The sequence below is a fragment of the Bacteroidota bacterium genome (assembly GCA_039714315.1).
GTDB lineage: Bacteria > Bacteroidota > Bacteroidia > Flavobacteriales > JADGDT01 > JADGDT01.
This window is the reverse complement of record JBDLJM010000239.1, coordinates 1-2,816: the sequence shown is the minus strand read 5'-3', so window position 1 is coordinate 2,816 and position 2,816 is coordinate 1. Positions and strand designations below refer to the sequence as shown.

Here is a 2,816-nt window from a genome sequence, read left to right as displayed (position 1 = left end):
ACTTAATCCAATTATTCTGTTTTCCACTATTTAAGGAGTCAATTGCAAAGAACCATCCACTGCTGAATTCTTTTTCAATTCGTATTTGCGGTATTTCATCCATAGTAGTTTGTCTATTACATCCTGCTATCAAAACGATTATAGACAAGAATACATAACTAGTTTTTTTCATCATAAATTATTTTATGGTTCAAATACTTAATTCTTAATAAGGCGAATACTATCTTTATTGGCATTTAAACCATATGTAGCGTATTCTGAACCTGACTCGTTAGAATTCCAAAACCTGGCCTTGTCACCAAGGGATCTATATTTACCATTGCAGGTACGCATACCTCCAAATGGCATATCAAGACCACTTGTTCCACCAACTACCAGTTTAGGATATACCTTTTCCAAATAGGGAAACGTAGTCCTTTTTGCACCTAAGGTTTTTAAAAGAGCAATCCAGCACTTTCATCTGAAGTCAGCTCCTTAAATTCTAATACTTTCCCATGCAGTTTTACTGATTCCTGAAGATTCTTCAGTTGTTGTACTTCCTGGGATAATCGCTGTTCATTAATAGTGAATCCCTTAACCAAATATTCCTTTAACACTTTATTCGCCCATATCCTGAATTGGGTGCCTCTTTGCGACTTAATCCTGTAGCCAACGGAAATGATCACGTCTAGGTTGAAGTATTCAATTGCTCTTTCTACCTCTCTGCCTCCTTCAATCTGAACTGTTGCATATTTTGCAACAGTTGCCTCACGAACCAGCTCTTCCTCCTTGAATACATTCCCTATATGTCTTGAAACCACCGACTTATCCCGCTGGAATAAGTCTGACATTTGATTCAGGCTAAGCCATACTGTATCATCCTCAAGTTTTACAGATATCTTTGTTTCCCCCGAATCTGCTTGGTACAATTCGATATGTGAGTTTCTATCCAAAATCGATGTATTCAAAGATAGCTAAATCATAATAGTGGAAGACTTTTTTAATGCACGCTAATGCCTCGCTAAACGAAGTTCCGAACTGAGGGCGTAGACTGCCGAGCTTGCTCAGGCAGGCTGTAAAGCCCGCAAGAGCGGATCCAAATTGCGTTTAACGTTTGTTCCGTTGTGTTTTGCTCAATGCCGACCATCGGTCGGGTTATGGTATGTAAGTTAAGCAATTAGGCATTTAGTCGCATTCTTAAAATACCGGGAGTGCGGAGCACGAAGGGATTTTAATCGACCGAATGGGAGAATGCGACTGAACGGTGAGTATATGAAAAGTTGCCGATTTCGATGCTCAAATCTTTCAATTTACGATGATGTTTAGACGAGCTACAAACCTTGAATTCACTACTATTTCGGCAATTTTTTATATACATTGTTGTGTGTAGTTTTTATTAATCATTATGTTCATTTTCAATATATTCATCGATAAAATCTTCATATAAATGCATTAGCTGAATTTCACTGTTTAATGCATTATTTAAGTAAAGAATAACTAACTTTTTACTCTTTTCAGAATCATCAAAAAGGTTTGGATACATAAAATCCATAAGCTTTTCCATTTTTGTATCAATAATTTTTGAAACAGACTGCATTCTAATGAGTCTAGACATCATCTCAAAATCAACTGAATTTATCTGATTGTTTTTATAAAATTCCAATCCTAAATTGTTCAGCGTGGCAGCTTGTAATCCTCCTCCTTTTTCAACAATCAGGTCACTTATTGTAATATCGTCAGCACTATGTTTGTTAATTGTATCTAGCAACCTGGTCTGGTCTTCAATAATATTTTTCAAAATAGAGTAGTTTACTTCAACTTCATTTTTTACAGTTTCGATTGAAGAATTATAATAATCTCTTGCTTGATTATTTTCTTTAAAATTGCTTATTACTAATGCAATCAAAACACCAATTGTAACTATTGTAAGTTCTTTTAGGTAGGATTTAATTTTGTTCATATTAGAATTTATCTTCATAATCATTCTCTTTATTTTTTCACTTCTCATAAACTCCCTTTATGCATAATAATATAAAAGCTATCAATCCGTATATTATGAGTTCATATTTCACCTTTAGCAAGTTAGTTTCTATTGCAGTGTTTAAATTACACACGTAAAGTACATACACTGTTTAAATGGCACGATCTTTTGCTGTTTCTGCAAAAGGCGTGACATGCAAAATTGGGTATGTATAATGTTCTGTGGCGTTGGAATGCCTGCATATTTTCGTTATTAGCAGCGAGTCATCGGAAGAATTTTTGGTCTATACACTTGTGTTTAACCAGGAAATTCTGCCGGAAATATTCGCTTAAAGATTTATCCTTATTAGCATTTAGCATACGCTTTATAATCCTCGAATGGTTGATCTGATTGGGTGTCTCTATAACTTGATAATTCGAGCGTGCGGCTAAGCAAGCTTGCCTTTGCTTCGCTTATCAAGTTATGACTTTGTATTCTCATTTTCAATCAGTCTGCTATGTTATCAAAATCCCTCTTTCTTTACGATATTTCGCCAGTTATCACATCAACCGCTACTACCCATGGCTCGATGCTAATGCCGCTAAGGGAGCCCAATGACACTACAACGGTTAGCGGTTTGAAATGTTGGGGATTTCGGAGCTACCTTCTTATCAAAATATAACATACTTTGATGCGAGAGAATACGCTCGAATAACCACCTAAACCACAATGCTTTATGACCGCATGTTGTAGCTAGTGCATTCTCCATTCTTCTGTCAATTCATAATTTGTACTCCGACCTCCTGATTCTTCTTGCTGTAGAATTCCTTTTTCAATTAAATCTTTTATGTCTCTTAGTGCCGTATCCGCTGAACAT

Annotated in this window: 4 protein-coding genes; all 4 read right to left on the bottom strand. The window is 35.9% G+C overall.

Translation table 11 applies throughout. From position 1 onward, the window contains the following. Positions 1 to 198: 198 nt before the first annotated feature. Positions 199 to 399 (bottom strand): hypothetical protein, encoded by a 201-nt coding sequence (locus tag ABFR62_13915; protein MEN8139514.1) that lies wholly within the window; start codon positions 397 to 399, stop codon positions 199 to 201. A 35-nt stretch (positions 400 to 434) separates the two neighbouring features. Next, on the bottom strand, positions 435 to 932 hold the full coding sequence (rhuM, locus tag ABFR62_13910) for a RhuM family protein (GenBank protein MEN8139513.1): 498 nt from the start codon (positions 930 to 932) through the stop codon (positions 435 to 437). 443 nt (positions 933 to 1,375) lie between these two features. After that, on the bottom strand, positions 1,376 to 1,987 hold the full coding sequence (locus tag ABFR62_13905) for a hypothetical protein (protein ID MEN8139512.1): 612 nt from the start codon (positions 1,985 to 1,987) through the stop codon (positions 1,376 to 1,378). 705 nt (positions 1,988 to 2,692) lie between these two features. Continuing rightward, on the bottom strand, positions 2,693 to 2,816 hold a 124-nt coding region (locus tag ABFR62_13900; protein MEN8139511.1), incomplete at its 5' end, for a DUF4172 domain-containing protein.

What these genes read in the sequence shown, in the direction of transcription:
- ABFR62_13905 (MEN8139512.1), bottom strand. Translation starts at nt 1,987, where the DNA reads ATGAGAAGTGAAAAAATAAAGAGAATGATTATGAAGATAAATTCTAAT.